Here is a 14,312-nt window from a genome sequence, read left to right on the forward strand (position 1 = left end):
CCTTTCAGGTGGTTCTGTGCAGCGGAGTGTTCAGGTGTCTCTGAGCAGAGATCTTTCTTTTTTTGACATAACGATGATCGGAATTGCCGGGATGATAGGTGCCGGCATTTTTGCATTAACGGGCATAGCAGCTGGAATTGCTGGGCCGGCAATACTGTTCGCTTTCCTTCTTAATGGGCTCATTGCGACGCTTACGGGTCTGGCGTACGCAGAGCTTGGGTCATCCCTTCCTCAGGCTGGTGGAAGTTACCTCTGGATAAAAGAGGCGATGGGCAAGTTTCCGGGATTTCTGGCAGGCTGGGTTGACTGGGCAGCCCATACAATAGCCTGTGCCCTTTACGCAGTTACGTTTGGAGCCTTCTTTGCTGAACTTGTTATCGGTTTTGCAGGCATCCCCCTTCCAAGACCAGCTCTGGCAAAACTCTCTGCCTTCTTGATGATCACTTTTCTTGCCTACGTTAACTACAAGGGTGCCAAAGAGAGCGGAAAACTTGGTGGAATAGTGACGATTCTAAAGGTTATGATTCTGGTGGTTTTCGCATTGTTTGGCATTTACAAAACGTTCACGTATCCTGACTGGTTGGGATCATACACGCCATTCATGCCAAACGGAGTTTCGGGAGTTCTTGCGGCCATGGGTCTCACGTTTATTGCGTTCGAGGGCTTTGAGATAATTGTCCAGAGCGGAGAGGAGGTTAAGAATCCGGAGAGAAACATTCCAAGGGCCATAGTTGTCTCACTCTGGACTGCTGTTGCAATTTACATCCTGGTTGCATTCTCTCTGCTTGGTGCTGTGAAGGCAGATGAACCAAGCTGGATGTTTCTCGGAAAGCTTGCTGAACTCAGTCTTGTGAGGGTTGCTGACGGAATAATGCCCTTCGGTGGCTACATGATTCTGGCGGGAGGTATTATCTCCACGATAAGTGCCATGAACGCAACAATTTATTCATCCTCGAGAGTTGTGTTTGCGTTAAGCAGAACCGGTTATCTCCACAGAATTTTTTCTGACATCAATCAGAAGACCAGAACTCCACATTACGCGATATTTTTCAGCTACATCATTGTTGCAGTCTCTTCTCTGGCACCCATTGAAACTGTGGCGTCTGCTGCAAGCTTCATGTTCATAATTCTGTTCATCCTTGTGAATCTGTCCCTTGTGGTTCTCAGGCTGAGGCGTCCGGATATAAAGAGAAGCTTTAAACTTCCTCTGGCCCACGTTCTGTCCATAGTGGCGATAGTCTCCCAGCTTGTGGTTTCATATTACCTGATAACTCAGCTGGAGCACGGCCTGCTTGTATTTGCCATAACGCTTGCCTGGATATTTCTCGGGGCGTTTGTTTATTTTGCATACTCGGAAAAAGAGATGGAGAAGAGAATTCAGGAAGAACTTGTTACCGTTTACTCAGAAGCTCCGGTTGAAAGAAAAGAGTTTACGATCCTTGTACCTGTTGCAAATCCGGTCATAGCAAAAAAGCTTGTCCGGTTTGCCGAGATTATCGCCAGGCAGAGGGATGGAGCGGTAATCGTCATGAGTGTTGTTAAAGCCCCAATGCAGACACCACCTTCCGCACTGAGGGGTGAGGTTAAGGAGGCAAAGGAGCTCGTTGAGAACCTGATATCTGGTCTCACTGTACCCTCCGGGGGGATTGTCAAGGTGGGACACAGTATTGCTGAGGCAGTGATAGCAGCCTCGGAAGAGGTCGATGCAGACCTGATTGTCATGGGCTGGAGAGGGAGGACCTTCAGAAAGGACGCAGTGCTGGGTAGCACCATTGACCCTGTCCTGATGAAGGCCGCATGTGATGTCCTCGTTGTCCGGTTTGAGTATGGAGAACATGTACCTGATTTCAAGACGATTCTCATTCCCGCCGCCGGTGGCCCGCACGTCGAACTCGCCTGCGAAATAGCAGGAAACATTGCAAGGGAAAGGCACGGGATGGTAAAGCTGATTCACGTTGGAAGATCTGCTGAAGAGAGGAAAAAGGCGGAGAAGGTGTTTGAAAAGCTCGCTGAAATGCTGGAAGGTATAGATGTTGAGACCGAGTACGTGGTGGACAGCGATCCTGCCCTGAGAATCGCCAGAGAATCTGAAAAATTCGATCTCACGATCATTGGGGCGAGCGAGAGGACCTTCCTTTACAACTTTCTGAGAGGTCTCTTCCCCGAAAAAATCATTGAGAATACTGGCAGAACTGTGGCCGTAACGAGAAAATGGGTGAGGTTTGTTAAGTAATCAGTAATTGTGGACGACTCTGTAGTGGTCCGGTCTCGGGCAGTAGATTTCTCCTCTTTCTCTCATTTTTATCAGCAGTTCTCTTGTTTTGACCTTATCTATTCCCTGCTTCTCAGCCTCATCAAAAATCTGTTCCTCCGGGACTCCTTTATCATATTCTTTTTCGAGCTCCTCTATTATCTTCTTCAGAACCATTATCCTGTCTCTCTGCGTTTTTGACGTGCCGGAATATGCGTAGTCTATGTCGATCTCTCCTGTCTCAGGGTCCATCGCTATCTGTTCGAGACTCTTCCTTATTATTCTGATTACTCTTTCAACGTCCTCTACTTCGACTCTGTCGGAAAGTCTGATTCTTGCAGATGCTTCGGCCAGCCTAATGAGTGCTTCAAGCTGTCTTGCTGTTATCGGAACCGGGGAATTTTCCTTGGCTTTTCCTCTCATTCCCACGTAGAACTCAACTATTCTTCTCTCAGCCTCCTCTGTTAATACCGGAAAAACAGTCCTTTTGGCGTAGGCAACGTATTTCCTGAGCAGATCTGGCTCTATTGCCGGTGTAACCTTTTGAATCTCTGCCTCAAGGCTCTGTCTTGTGTATTCGCTTGAAACATTCTTCATTTTTTCGAGCTTTTCTCCGAGTTTGTGGGTTTTCAGTATATGGGTGGCAAGGGCTTTGTCCCTTTCGACGTCGGGATCGTCAGTAAGGACGAAGGTCAGGTCAAACCTTGACATGAGGGTTGGAGACAGATTTATCTGCTCGGCTATTGGCTGATATTTGTCGAATCTGCCGTATTTCGGGTTTGCAGCTCCAAGGAGGGCACATCTTGCCTTCAGAACAGCATTGATACCCGCTTTTGCAACGCTGATCGTCTGCTGCTCCATTGCTTCGTGCAGAGCGCTTCTGTCTTCAGCCCTCATCTTGTCTATCTCGTCCACCAGCGCGATACCCTTGTCTGCAAGAACGAGCGCACCGGCTTCGAGAGTCCATCTGCCATCGACTTCATCTCTCACCGCAGTTGCCGTCAGTCCGGCTGTGGTTGTTCCCTTTCCAGTGGTGTAAACGCTTCTCGGTGCTATTCTGTGGACGTATCTCAAAAGCTGAGACTTTGCAACTCCCGGATCTCCCACGAGGAGGATATGAATATCTCCTCTGATCTCCGTCCCGTCCGGGAGTCTTTTGGGCACGCCGCCAAAAAGCTGCAGGGCTATTGCGAGCTTTATGTCCTCGTATCCGTAAATTGATGGTGCAATACTCCCCACTATTTTTCTGTATATTCCCTCGTCCTCAGCAAGCTCGAGAATTTTCTTTTTGTCCTCTTCCGTTATCTCGAATTCTTCGTACTCCTGCTGCAGAATCTCTATTGAATTTCCCTCGATGAAGAGATCCATGTGGGTCAGCTTTTTCATCCCCTGGCCTCTCGGATTGGCTCTCACGATGCCGTTTATCACAACCCTGTCTCCGGGGTTTATGATCCCTGAAATATCTCCCTCCAGGTAAACATCGATGCTCTGCGGCTGCTCTCCACCCTTCAGATTTTCCGGATATTCCTGGATTTTTATTCTCTGGCTGTCTATAAGCACGCTCTCTTCTGGCACAAACGTGAAGCGTTTGGATTTGCATGCCGGACACTCATAAGGAGGCTTCAGAACACCCTCTTCCTGATAGACCTTAACCTTCTTGCCGCAGTTGCCACAGAAGTATGCCGCCTCAACAATTTTCGGCCTTACCTCCGTAACCTTCCTTACTATCCCCTCTATTGCCACGAACCTGGATATGTGTTCCGCTCTCAGATCTCTTATCAGTATTCTCCTTGCGAGCGGGAGGTTGAAAAACCTGGGAATGCAGTTCTCGAGTTTAACATCGTAAATGTTGTCTGTAAGCTCGATTCCTCTTCTGGCATCGTCGATTACCTTGTCTGGATTTGAGAAAAGCTCCTCTGCAAGAGTACCCTCTTTGAAGATTGTGAGGTGTGACAGGACATCCACGTTTATACTTCTGACTCCAAAACTCCCAGTTGAAATTCTCCCGGCTATTTTGTTAAGTTCATCCTGGTAGTAATTCTGAAAGAACTCTCTCCAGATTGCGGGACTGCTCAGCATGGTATCTACCTGTGTGAGAGGACGGAGTATTAATCGATTGTGGATGTGTAATTTTATAATATGCCTCAAATTAGTATGAATGAAAATCTGGCAGACCCAGTTTCATTGTGTTTGCATTCATTCGAGACCTCTGAGGAATGCCTTTACGTTTTTCCCGAGAACTGCGTGGTTGTATCCTCCTTCAAGCACTGCAAATCTCCTGCCATTGCACCGATATTCAGAATACTCCTTCAGAATTTTGCCTATCTCGGTGTAGTCTCCCCTGTCGAGAATACCTCCCCAGTCCTCTTTTGCACGATCGAATCCAGCGGAAGCGGCAACAATATCATATTCAGAGCTTTCAAGGAACTCTGCAATGCCGTTAACATCTCCGCCTTTCATGTGGAAGTAACTCACCCTCTCATTATCTCTGAAGGTGTTTGCAGTCCCGTCACCAAAATGCAGGTCAAAATCCACGATTGCTGCACTCTTGATCTTTCCCCAGATGATGAGCTTTCTCACGGCTATTGCAATGTTGTTGAAATAGCAGAACCCCCATGCGCTGTTTGGACTCGCGTGGTGCCCGGGAGGGCGTACGGCGGCAAAAGCCGGCTCCTCAAATGCAATCTCCGAGGCAAGAATTGCCCCACCTGCTGCAAGAACAGCCACATCGTAAACTCCTGTTTCGTTTCTGACCCACTCATAATGCCGTTCGGTGTGGACAAGAAGAATGTCTTCTTTTTCGGCCTTTCCAGGCTCCACGATTTCGTAGTCTTTCAGCTCGCTTATTATTGCCTCCATTCTGCCCTCTTCAGCAGCGGGGTCTGCCGTGTAAACCCTGTAAAATTCTGGATGAAACACGATTTTCATAATGTTGATTGCTCCTGTTTTTACTAAACCTTTCCCGATAACCTTAACGGAAACGAAAATGTTATCTAACTTTCTTCTCTCCTCAAACCCATGACCTGGCTTTCAGAGCTTGTCGGCTCTGAAGAGGTCTCTTCTATCGAGCTTCTGAAGTGGTTCAGGGATAATTCAGGAGGAGTAGCATGCACGGGCTGCGGGGCAGACCTTGAAAAGGTTGTGTGGTATCTTGACTACAGGGATGGCGGAGATATAAAAGTGAAGGACAGAGGAAATGTCGGTGTCTTTGTGGTCTGCTGCAGCTGCGGAAAAGAGATCCCGCTCAAAGAATTGTTCTGTAACTGATTTCCGGTTTTTCCCTGTTTTTTGCGGGTCCGGAAACTTTAATTATTAATACTTCACTTTTTGCGAAACCTCTAAATATGTACTTCACGAGACTCGTTTTATGGACCGAATTTCTATGCTTGTTTCGAATGTTCAGAAGCCTGCCAGGCTGAGCATTGAAAGGGCGGCACTCTACACAGAATCCATGAAGGAGAGCGAAGGAGAGCCGATGCCCGTAAGGCAGGCGAAGGCTTTGAAGCATATACTTGAGAACATCCCGATTCAGATTCTGCCCGGAGAAATCATTGTCGGAACGATGCTTCCAGACCCTCCGGGAGCGATTCTGTTTCCGGAAGGGGTTGGTCTGAGGATAATAAACGACCTCGAAAGCCTTCCCGGGAGGGAGAGCAACAGGCTTGTGGTTGATGAGGAGGATGCCAGAATTCTTGTGGAGGAGATAGCTCCTTACTGGGAGAGCAGGAACATTGAGGCCTTCGCGTCAAAGCTCATGCCGGACATAATGGAGGTCATGCTTTCAGGCTCGCTTTTCGTTCTCACGGAGCTTGCCGGGATATCTCATGTTGCCGTGAACTACCCGTACCTGCTCAATAGGGGTTTCAGGTGGTTCGTGGAGGAGAGCGAGAGGAGGATTGCCGAGATCAGGGAAAGCGGATGTGAGGATGCAGAAAAGCTCGTTTTTTACGAGGCCACAAAAATTACAGCTGAAGGGATGACCCGCTTTGCCGAAAGGTATGCCGGGCTTGCGAGGAATATGGCTGAAGAGGAGGGTGACGAGGCAAGGAGGGAAGAGCTTATCAGAATTGCAGAGATCTGCGAGAGAGTCCCTGCCGAACCGCCAGAAAGCTTCCACGAGGCAGTGCAGTTCGTGTGGTTCGTTCAGTGCGCACTGCATCAGGAGAACTACGAGCAGGGAATATCCATGGGCAGGATAGACCAGTACCTGCTGCCCTATTATCTGAAGGACCTCAGGGAGGGCAGAATCGACAGGAAAAAAGCCTTCGAAATCCTCGCGAACCTGTGGGTGAAGCCCAACGAGATCGTTCCTCCGTTCGACTCTCTCTTGGAGCTTTACTTCTCAGGGCAGGCCACGAATCAGGCTCTTACCATTGGAGGGGTTGACGGCAGCGGCAGTGATGCGACCAACGAGCTCTCGTACCTCATGCTTGAGGTCACGAAAGCGATCCCGCTAAGGCAGCCCAACGTCCACGTCAGAGTCAGCTCGAAAACGCCCGACAGCTTTCTGGAGATGCTTGCCGGGATCATCGCCGAGGGGAAGAATAACGTGGGGATATTCAATGACGAGGCTGTCTTCAGAGCGCTCAGGTTTGCCGGGGTTGAGGAGGGCGATGCGTGGAACTACTCCACGATCGGGTGTGTGGAGATCTCACCGTTCGGAAATGCCTTCACGTCAAGCGATGCCGCGCTGATAAACGTTGCCAAGGCTCTGGAGTATGCTCTCAACGGCGGACAGGACATGGTCTTCGGCTATGAGTTTGGCGTGAAGTCTGAAAAAAGACCGCAAACTCTCGATGACGTGATCTCCGCGTTCAGGGAGCAGCTCGCCCACATAGTGAGGCTCGTCGTTACAGGCTCAAACATTCTTGAATACGCAAACGCGTGCGTGAAGCCAACCCCTCTGCTGTCACTCTGCGTGGAGGACTGCTTTGACAGGGGGCTGGATGTGACCGAAGGAGGGGCGAAGTACAACTTCACCGGAATTCAGGCTGTCGGCATTGCGGATGTTGCAGATTCGCTTGCGGCAATGGAGCATGCGCTGAAGAAGGGCTACACGCTCGAGGAGATCATAGAGGCGTGCAGGAGCGACTTTGATGGATACGAGGGGCTGCAGTCAATCCTGCTCAGCGCTCCGAAGTATGGAAATGATGGCGAAGCTGACAGGTACGCAAGGATGGTTCTGGAGGTGTACTGCGATGAGGTTGCAAGATACAGAAACTTCAGGGGCGGGAGGTTCACGGCCGGCTGCTACCCGATGACCACAAACGTGGCCTTCGGTTTCATGACCTCCGCACTCCCATCAGGCAGGAAGCAGGGAATGAGCCTGAACAGCGGAGTCTCCCCGTCAACGGGAATGGACAGGGAAGGCGTGACGGCGGCGATAAAGTCAGTAAGCAAGATCAACTATGACAAGCTATCGAACGGAGCTTCCTTCACGGTCAACCTCGACTCCGGAATTCTCGGAGGTAAGGGCACTGGAATTATCAAAGCCTTAATCAGGAGCTTCGTCGAGCTGGGAGGGATGCACATTCAGTTCAACGTTCTCAACGAGAACGTGCTGAGGAAGGCTCAGGAGGAGCCGGAGAAGTACAGGTGGCTGCTCGTCAGGGTTGCGGGGTGGAGCGCCTACTTCGTGGAGCTCTCAAGAAACGTCCAGGACGAGCTGATCGCAAGGATTTCCTGCAGGCTGTGAGCATGAAGGGAAGGATATTCAGAATCCAGAGGTTCTCGATCCATGACGGCCCGGGGATAAGGACGACCATCTTTCTCAAGGGCTGTCCCCTCAGATGTGTGTGGTGCCACAACCCGGAGTCGCAGAGGTTTGAAGCTGAGATTGCCTACAGGGCTGAGAAGTGCACCTCATGTCATAGATGTGTGGCTGCATGCCCCGCAAACGCATTAAAGCCAGAGTCTTCAGGGATTGAGGTGGACAGGGATGTCTGCAATGGATGCGGAGAGTGCGTGAAGGTCTGCATGAGCGAGGCTCTGTTCATCTACGGGCAGGACGTTGAGCCGTCCGGGATTCTGGATGAGATCAGGAAGGACGCTGTTTTTTACAGAAACTCCGGTGGAGGGGTCACCTTTTCAGGAGGTGAACCGTATTCTCAGCCCGACTTCCTTCTGGAGACGCTCAGGCTGTGCAGGGATGAGGGAATAAACACGGCCGTAGACACATCCGGACACACGCCATGGAAAAACATCGAAAGAACTCTGGATCTCGTAAACCTTTTTCTTTACGACCTCAAGGATTACGACAGCGCGAGACACAGGCTGCTGACCGGGACAGGGAACGAGCTGATTCTGGACAACCTGAGAAAGCTTCTTCCCGCATCAGATGTTGTGGTCAGGATTCCATTCATCCCCTCGTGCAACTTTCAGAGCCATGATGATTTTCGCGCTTTCCTCGACCTGCTGCTGAGGCTTGATGCCGGGAGGGTGGATGTGCTGCCCTACCACTCACTTTCGAGGGACAAGTACAGGTGGCTCGGCAGGGAGTTTTTCGAAGTGAAAGAGGGGCCCGATTACAGGGAGTTCGTGGAGATGCTGGGTGAAGCGGGGATTGATGTGAGTGTGGGAGGTTACTTCTGATGGAAGCACATCTGCCAGCCCTCACTTCTCAATCCCGTGTTTTTCATCGATCCGGTTTTTCAGAGAGTACCCATCAAACGTGTCGGAATGCCTGTAAATCATTTTTTCCAGCAGTTCGAGCGTAAAGAACTCCGTTACGGTGTTTTTTTCAAAAACAGTCCTGGGTCTGATGTCCACCATCTCCGGAAGATGGAATCCCGCAGGCAGCTCGTCAATTATCTCATGCAAACCCCATCTAAGCTCATGCCAGAGTGCGCCAAACTCGTCCATCTCCCGCAGGAAAATCGATGCCTGGATGTACGATTCCGGAGTTCCATCTCCGTCGAGGACCATCGACGGTAAAAGCGCTTTCTCGGGCTTTGGTGTGCCGACTTCGTCAAGCTTAGCGCACTCCCCAACTTCTGGAAAATGCCCCTCAGGGACAGCCCAGACCACGCCCTTTCCCTGCAACCCGTCCCTGAACACATAGGCAATAAGCTCGAAACCCTCTCTGACCTTCAGCCTCCCGAATAACCTCAGGACCTCCATCGGGCTTACAGGAGATTTCTGCCAGCCATTTTTTGCTGGAACTCTCCACAGGTCTTCAGCATCCATGTGGAGCTTTTGAAGCTTTTTTGCTGGAAAATAGAAGATTTTTTTTAGTTTTTTTCAAATTACCATCTCCGGAGTGTACTGTATTACCAGTCTGCTCTGGAAATATATATCCTTTCGCCATTGTTTGAATCGGAGAAAGTTGTGTGCTGTTGACGAAACTAAGGTCTGAACTTGAAGAAAGCGCATTTAGAAATTGATTTCGAGCATTGTCAAGATAACTACCTCTCCACATTATACAACCCAACAAAATTTTCCAGCCAGCTTTGAACAGACTCAAAGGAACTCCTGAAAGGAAATCTATTCCAGAACCTCCCAGTCCTGCCCTTCAGAATAGAAAAGAACTCTTCAACCGCATTTCTCGTTCCAAAGGTCTCATGCCTGTAACATAATTCCTGTCTTTATAAAGCCCACCTGTGCTTTTCCCAAAGAGAGTCCGTAGAAGTAGAGCAAAGCTGGGAGTATTTTCAGCTCTAACTTCTTTTTGTTTCTGCGAAAGACTTTTTTAGCCTTGATCTTTTCTATCAGCTGCTGGATTGGGGGTTGTATGCGTTTTATTTTGTGTTTTTATTTTTTAATGTTATTCTTGACAGTGCCCGTTAGAGTTTCCAGTTACGAGCCATTGTATCAGCATGTGGGGCTTTCCTCACACACTTTCCAAAATCATTCATATACTTCCTCACATGCTATGCGACTATGTTAGATCGAACCGACAGAGTAATGATCTTCATCGATGGCTCAAACCTGTTTCATGCCTGCAAAGCGTTCAGGCAGGGATTCAAAATAGATTACGAAAAGCTCAGAGATGCTCTTGCTGCTGGAAGGAAGATGATAAGGGCATACTTTTATGCCTCCTTCAATCCTGAAAATGAAGAAATAAAAGAGAGGCAAATCAGATTTTATAACGCTCTATAGGAGGAGGGTTTCCATGTTGTGACAAAACCATTGAGAAAAAGAAATGATGGTTTAATTGAGAAGGGCATAGACATTGCTTTGGCAGTAGACATGCTTTCTCTGGGTTTTCGCAAAGCCTATGATGTCGCCATACTGGTTAGCGGCGATGGGGACTTCATCCCTGCTGTGAAAGTAATTAAATCTCTGGGGCTGAGAGTCGAGGTTGCAATGTTCAGGAACGCTTTGAATCCAGATTTGAAAAGGATCGCGGATAGGTTTATAGCACTTGATGAACTGGCTGATAAAATTGAGAAGAAATAGCTCTTATTGCGGGTGGCCGGCCCAGCAGGGCAGGTCTACGAGGACCGTCCTGGGGGAACGCCCCCGCCACCCGCAGAGTTCTTATCAGAAATACTAACGATGCAACTGATATATATGGATTATGGTATATCATTGAGCATTTGAATATCCTTATTTATCATCTGAAGAGCTCAAATACTTCTCAGCCTCTTTTTCAAACTTCTCTTCCCCTGAAACGCCCTCACTGTAAACCCTTTCTTTCTATTTCTTCGAGCAGTTCGAGGATGCGTTTTCCTGTCGGTGTGAGGACATATACTTTCCTGCTCCTGCCTTTCCGTGTTTTACCAAGAGCTTTTCTCATAAACTCATTTTTTGTAAACCAGTCAGGACGATCGTTAAAATTTGATTTTGGAAAAGAACACACTTTGAAGGGCCTTGGATAGTTTATGGTGTGGGTGAAAATCCATAGTCAATGTCCTCCCGCGGAAGATAAGAAATTGAACCCCTCGGTTGAAGTCATCATGATAAAAAAGTCAGAGGTACTCGGCCTTCTTGAGGGTAAGGATCCGAACTTAAGGTAAGAGAGCCAGGGCCCGGATTCGAACCGGGGTAAAGCGGATCTGCAGTCCGCCGCATAGCCCCTCTGCCACCCTGGCCTACACAACACTGACAAGGAACGTTTATTTAAAAATTTTGGTCAGCCGAGAAACCTGTAGTTTCCTAAAATCATTTCCCACCATCAAACCACCTCCACGAATAACTCAATATTCTCTCAGGAGTCAACTTTCTCAAAAATGCTTTATAGGGAGTCTCCAGTTCATCTAAGTTGAGACTCATGTGGGGTCTTTTGTGATTGTACCACTCCATGAATTCATCTACTGTATCGAAATACTTGATTTTAGCTTCCAGCGTTCCATAGAACCTCTCTATCTTTCCATTCGTTTGTGGGTGATTCACCCTACCCACAATATGCTTAATTTCATTCTCTGCAAGGAATTTCTCAAATTTAGATACTCCTTTAGCCTTCTTCTCCCCTGCAGATGCGTAGAACTGAGTACCTCTATCCGTCAGGATTGATTCCGGCCTGCCATAATCATCCATGGCTTCTTTTAGCACTTTTATGGCATTCTCAGATGTTGCTTTATCAAATACTCCGTAACCAGTAATCAGACGGGAAGCATCGTCCAGATAAGCAATTATCCACTTCCCGTTATAGAAAAACCAGTCTGCATGCCATAATTCCATAGAGTGCTTTCTCTCATACCTTATCCACTTTTTACGCTTTTTCTTGTTCTTCTCCTCCTTAGCATAGCCGTTCATTCTCAACACTTCGTGTATTTTGTTCTTGCTTATTCTGTAACCTCTTTCCTTTAAGATTGTTTGGAGAACTACTGCATTACACCTGTACTCTTCATAGGCTTCTTTTATGGCTTCTATTTCTTCTTCTGATAGTTCTTTTTTAGGTCTACCTGGTTTCTTTGGCTTTGGTATTTCTCCAGTATCTTTGTATTGCTTGTAGATCTGATTTACTCTTCTTGGTGTTATGTTTTCGATCTCTGCTATCTCCTTTGTCGGTGTACCCTTCTCTTTCTCTCTGATAATCCATTTTATCGCTTTCTCGTCAAGTTTCACATGGGGGTTTGTTGAAGTGGGAAATAATTTCGGGAAAAGACAGGTGAGCATTCATACAGGATTTATACAGGCTGGAAAAAATCATGCAGTCCAGCACCAAAAGTAGCAGAAAATTTCGCTGCTCATCTTTTTCCGAAAAAGCAGAAGCCTAAAAGAATTAGTTTCCAAGAATTGCAACAAAAAAGATATGTCAGAGAATTACCGGGTTGCCTCAATCTCCAGAAACTGCCCAAAATCTTAAACAGGCATGAAACACGGACAACATATCAGAGGCAACATTTAAATCTGAGTGATTGAAGATTTGTTTCAGAGGGTCAAAAATGTACAAGTCATTTGAAATACAAAATTTCAGGTGTTTCAGAGAGTTTCACATAGACCAGCTAAGGAGAATTAACTTAATCGTTGGAATGAATAATGTCGGAAAAACTGCATTACTCGAGGCTTTGTTTATTCACTCCATCCTAACAAACAAAAAAGTAATGGATTCTGAAAGGTTTGTATATGGATCTCTAAAATATATACTCTCAAAACTCTGGCTACTGCGTGGCCTAACTCCACATAAGATGCCCAGTTTCAGACGAAAAACGGAAATAATGCTGGAATCACTGTTTTTTGATTTCGATACGGACAGAGAGATGACATTTAAAAGTACAGAATATGACAAAGAAGAGCATAAACTAACAATAAAAGTGCTGAAACATGCAGGAATTAAAGACTACGCACATATAGACTGGATATACGAACATCCACAGGCATTGGAAATTTCTTTCAATATATCTTCATATATTTACCCCTACCCTCCTGAAATAAACCACAAAGCGTCCATATCGCCAAACAGAACGATAGACTCCGTGGTTTTTCTGGCATCATCATACAGGCCAGATCCAACACTCGACTCAGAAAGACTTGGAAATCTCGAGGTGCAGGGAGAAGAAAATGTGATCGTGGATGCTTTAAAAATTATTGAACCTCGCTTAAAAAGACTTTTTGTCAGAGTTGTAGATGAAGTGCCTATAATCCATGGCGACCTCGGTTTTAGATCCAGAATACCGCTACCTTTGATGGGAGAAGGGATGGTCAAACTTTGTAGCATAATTCTGGCAATAGCAAATGCTAAGGACGGGGTAGTTCTAATAGATGAAATAGAAAATGGATTTCATTACTCCATTCAAAGCAAAGTATGGACAGCCATAGGAAAGGCAGCGGAAAGGTTCAACGTTCAGGTTTTCGCCACAACCCACAGCAGAGAATTTATTGTCGCAGCACACGAAGCATTTTCAGATGACAAATACAATTTTAGACTGTATAGGCTGGAAAGAATAGGCGACGAAATAGAGGCCATACCATACGATAAAGAATCCTTGGAAGCCGCTCTGGAGATGGATCTGGAGGTAAGATAGTAATGGCCAGAACCACCATCCTAACAAAGCCAATCATATTACTCGGAGAAGGAAAAGACGAGGAATTGTTCCTTAGGGCTTTGATAGAATACATGGGATTAGACGAATATATTCAGGTTCTGGAATATGGTGGCAAAAATAGACTACACCAGTTTATGAGAGCATTCGTGAACACAACAGGATTTAAGAACGTTAAAGCAATTGGTATTACGAGAGATGCTGATGATGACGGGTTTGAAAACGCGTTTAAGAGTGTTCGAAGTGCATTAGCTAGCGCCAACCTGCCAACGCCAGAAAGGCCCTTTGAAGTAGCCGGAAACAAACCGAAGGTGGCCATTATGATATTGCCAGACAACAGCTCGAATGGAAAGCTGGAGGACCTATGTCTGGAATCAGTAAAAAATGATCCTGCAATTGAATGCATAAATTCGTTTTTTCAATGTCTTAGTGAGAATAAAATCGAACAAAGAGATAAATCAAAAGCGAGAGTTCACGCATTTTTGGCTACGAGATACGAACCTGATAAAAGATTGGGCGAAGCTGCTAAAGCAGGATACTGGAATTTTGGCAGTCCTGCATTTAATGAGCTGCGCGGGTTTATCAGATTGCTTTCAGAATCCACAAAGACCATGGATTAAAAAAGCCGAGGTCAT

General features: G+C 47.1%; 10 protein-coding genes, 1 tRNA gene and 2 pseudogenes. 7 read left to right on the top strand and 6 right to left on the bottom strand.

Annotated elements, in window-relative coordinates; translation table 11 throughout:
• The first annotated feature begins 16 nt into the window (after positions 1–16).
• Positions 17–2,233, top strand: coding sequence for an amino acid permease (locus tag GACE_RS01145; RefSeq protein WP_048090501.1), 2,217 nt, complete (start codon positions 17–19; stop codon positions 2,231–2,233).
• Here GACE_RS01145 and GACE_RS01150 read toward each other — a convergent pair whose 3' ends face one another.
• On the bottom strand, positions 2,234–4,330 hold the full coding sequence (locus GACE_RS01150) for a minichromosome maintenance protein MCM (RefSeq protein ID WP_048090503.1): 2,097 nt from the start codon (positions 4,328–4,330) through the stop codon (positions 2,234–2,236).
• A gap of 117 nt (positions 4,331–4,447) precedes the next feature.
• Positions 4,448–5,179 (bottom strand): histone deacetylase family protein, encoded by a 732-nt coding sequence (locus GACE_RS01155; RefSeq protein ID WP_048090505.1) that lies wholly within the window; start codon positions 5,177–5,179, stop codon positions 4,448–4,450.
• 90 nt (positions 5,180–5,269) lie between these two features.
• Here GACE_RS01155 and GACE_RS01160 point away from each other — a divergent pair, with 90 nt between their 5' ends.
• The 3 genes from GACE_RS01160 to GACE_RS01170 all read left to right on the top strand — a co-directional run bounded on the left by GACE_RS01160 (position 5,270) and on the right by GACE_RS01170 (position 8,842).
• Positions 5,270–5,518 carry a hypothetical protein gene (locus tag GACE_RS01160; protein WP_048090507.1) on the top strand — a complete coding sequence of 83 codons (249 nt, stop codon included), beginning with the start codon at positions 5,270–5,272 and terminating at the stop codon, positions 5,516–5,518.
• A gap of 100 nt (positions 5,519–5,618) precedes the next feature.
• A complete protein-coding gene (locus tag GACE_RS01165; RefSeq protein ID WP_048090509.1) occupies positions 5,619–7,946 on the top strand; it encodes a formate C-acetyltransferase/glycerol dehydratase family glycyl radical enzyme in 2,328 nt (775 codons plus the stop codon).
• A gap of 2 nt (positions 7,947–7,948) precedes the next feature.
• Positions 7,949–8,842: a glycyl-radical enzyme activating protein gene (locus tag GACE_RS01170; RefSeq protein WP_048090511.1), complete on the top strand. Its 894-nt coding sequence runs from the start codon at positions 7,949–7,951 to the stop codon at positions 8,840–8,842.
• Positions 8,843–8,863: 21 nt separating this feature from the next.
• On the opposite strand, the gene GACE_RS01175 is transcribed toward GACE_RS01170, so the two are convergent.
• Together GACE_RS01175 and GACE_RS12040 are read right to left on the bottom strand one after the other, a co-directional pair.
• Positions 8,864–9,436, bottom strand: a complete 573-nt coding sequence (locus GACE_RS01175; protein ID WP_048090512.1) for a hypothetical protein — start codon at positions 9,434–9,436, stop codon at positions 8,864–8,866.
• Positions 9,437–9,654: 218 nt separating this feature from the next.
• Positions 9,655–9,834, bottom strand: a pseudogene (locus GACE_RS12040) (IS6 family transposase); the annotation flags it as partial.
• Between the two features lie 319 nt (positions 9,835–10,153).
• Here GACE_RS12040 and GACE_RS11855 point away from each other — a divergent pair.
• Positions 10,154–10,648 (top strand): annotated as a pseudogene (locus GACE_RS11855) (LabA-like NYN domain-containing protein).
• Positions 10,649–11,211: 563 nt separating this feature from the next.
• Here GACE_RS11855 and GACE_RS01185 read toward each other — a convergent pair.
• Positions 11,212–11,283: transfer RNA gene (locus tag GACE_RS01185), tRNA-Cys, on the bottom strand.
• Positions 11,284–11,353: 70 nt separating this feature from the next.
• The gene (locus GACE_RS01190) at positions 11,354–12,259 is read right to left on the bottom strand and encodes an IS481 family transposase (protein ID WP_048090395.1); all 906 of its coding nucleotides are present in this window, start codon (positions 12,257–12,259) and stop codon (positions 11,354–11,356) included.
• A gap of 320 nt (positions 12,260–12,579) precedes the next feature.
• Between GACE_RS01190 and GACE_RS01195 the strand changes: the two genes are divergently transcribed.
• Together GACE_RS01195 and GACE_RS01200 are read left to right on the top strand one after the other, a co-directional pair.
• A complete protein-coding gene (locus GACE_RS01195) occupies positions 12,580–13,659 on the top strand; it encodes an AAA family ATPase (RefSeq protein ID WP_048090519.1) in 1,080 nt (359 codons plus the stop codon).
• A 2-nt stretch (positions 13,660–13,661) separates the two neighbouring features.
• Positions 13,662–14,297 carry a DUF3226 domain-containing protein gene (locus GACE_RS01200; protein WP_048090520.1) on the top strand — a complete coding sequence of 212 codons (636 nt, stop codon included), beginning with the start codon at positions 13,662–13,664 and terminating at the stop codon, positions 14,295–14,297.
• Positions 14,298–14,312: the final 15 nt, after the last annotated feature.

This window comes from Geoglobus acetivorans (genome assembly GCF_000789255.1).
GTDB lineage: Archaea > Halobacteriota > Archaeoglobi > Archaeoglobales > Archaeoglobaceae > Geoglobus > Geoglobus acetivorans_B.

Excerpts from the sequence above, each read along its gene's own strand:
- GACE_RS01160 (WP_048090507.1), top strand. The coding sequence starts at position 5,270 with ATGACCTGGCTTTCAGAGCTTGTCGGCTCTGAAGAGGTCTCTTCTATC.
- GACE_RS01170 (WP_048090511.1), top strand. The coding sequence starts at position 7,949 with ATGAAGGGAAGGATATTCAGAATCCAGAGGTTCTCGATCCATGACGGC.
- GACE_RS01165 (WP_048090509.1), top strand. The coding sequence starts at position 5,619 with ATGGACCGAATTTCTATGCTTGTTTCGAATGTTCAGAAGCCTGCCAGG.
- GACE_RS01150 (WP_048090503.1), bottom strand. The coding sequence starts at position 4,330 with ATGCTGAGCAGTCCCGCAATCTGGAGAGAGTTCTTTCAGAATTACTAC.
- GACE_RS01195 (WP_048090519.1), top strand. The coding sequence starts at position 12,580 with ATGTACAAGTCATTTGAAATACAAAATTTCAGGTGTTTCAGAGAGTTT.
- GACE_RS01155 (WP_048090505.1), bottom strand. The coding sequence starts at position 5,179 with ATGAAAATCGTGTTTCATCCAGAATTTTACAGGGTTTACACGGCAGAC.
- GACE_RS01200 (WP_048090520.1), top strand. The coding sequence starts at position 13,662 with ATGGCCAGAACCACCATCCTAACAAAGCCAATCATATTACTCGGAGAA.
- GACE_RS01175 (WP_048090512.1), bottom strand. The coding sequence starts at position 9,436 with ATGGATGCTGAAGACCTGTGGAGAGTTCCAGCAAAAAATGGCTGGCAG.